The 1,310-nt window shown below is 49.8% G+C and carries 1 protein-coding gene; it reads right to left on the bottom strand.

The annotated features are described in order from the left end of the window. A partial coding sequence (locus tag R7070_RS25425; RefSeq protein WP_318141415.1) for an FAD-dependent oxidoreductase occupies window positions 1–1,310 on the bottom strand: 1,310 nt, incomplete at both ends.

Genomic DNA, 1,310 nt, shown 5'->3' with positions numbered 1-1,310 from the left:
CGCATTTTGAATCGCCCATGAGCGTCAAACCGCTGCAACCTACGCCTTTTTCATCGGAGCGGAATCGTGGACGATCATCTGGTCTTAAAGCTGGTCGGCCATTTTTATCCGACACAAAACTCAACACACCATGTACCGCTTGCTCGCGGCATGCTTGAATACACTGACCACAACTGATGCAGCGGTTAGCATCAAATTCAATGAACTCAGAACTGCGGTCTACTTCGTATTTATGACGAAGATCTTTCGCTCGCAAATCGAGCCAATCTTGATGACCAATCACGTTAGCAGAGGAAACGTCCACGGAAACATCGAAATGTTGCTCGGCATGATATTCCGTTGAGTAATCTCGCAAGGCACAGTCGGTGTTCGCTTGACAACCACACTCTAAGCAGCGCGCCGCTTCTTTCATGGCCTCTTCGTTATCAAAGCCCAGTTCCACTTCAGCAAAACTCTGCTCACGCTGCGCTGGAGTCAACTCCGGCATGATTGAACGAGCAACTTTTTGGATGTTTTCAAAATGAAGTGGGTCAACCTGCGCCAGTTTTTTCTCTTTACGAGAGTTGAACGCAGGTTTCGGCATATCCGCCATATCGCCATTGAGGAACAGATCAATCGCTTTTGCCGCAACTCGCCCATCACCCACTGCTTCAACCGCTGTCGCAGGACCACGACGAAAATCACCGATACTGAAGATATTGCCCGTACCCGTGTGCATGGTTTGCGAGTCGGACTCAGATGTGTTCCAACGTGTTAGTGGAATAGACAAATCATCGTTTTCTAAGAAGCTGAGATCCGGCTTTTGCGATACCGCTGCAATCACGGTATCAAATGCTTCAGTAAAGAACTCACCCGTTGGTTTCGGGCTACGACGACCAGACGCATCTGGCTCACCTAACGCCATTCGCTCTAATAGAATTGCCTTCACCCGGCCGTTTTCATCCGCGATGTTTTCCGCCGGATTCGTTAAGAAATGGAACTTCGCGCCCTCATGTTCAGCTTCGACGATTTCGTAGTCTTCGGCCGGCATTTCGTCGCGAGTTCGACGATAGATCAAAGTGGTATCGGCACCCGCACGACGCGCCGTACGCGCACAGTCGATCGCAGTGTTACCACCACCAATCACGGCAACTTTTCTGCCCGTCGCGTAGTTTTGTTCTGTAACGTAATCTTTCAGGTAATCAACACCGAGATAACAGCCGTCCAAGTCGCTACCAAGATAATTCATTTCTACCGCTTGAGACGCCCCCACTGCCAAACAGACAGCATCGTAGTCTTCACTCAATTGAGACAGGGTGAAATCAACCCCA

Origin of the sequence: Vibrio sp. 1557 (genome assembly GCF_033340175.1) — a bacterium.
Taxonomy (GTDB): Bacteria; Pseudomonadota; Gammaproteobacteria; order Enterobacterales; family Vibrionaceae; genus Vibrio; species Vibrio alginolyticus.
The sequence above is the reverse complement of the archived record's forward strand: the minus strand, read 5'-3'. Positions and strand labels throughout refer to the sequence as shown.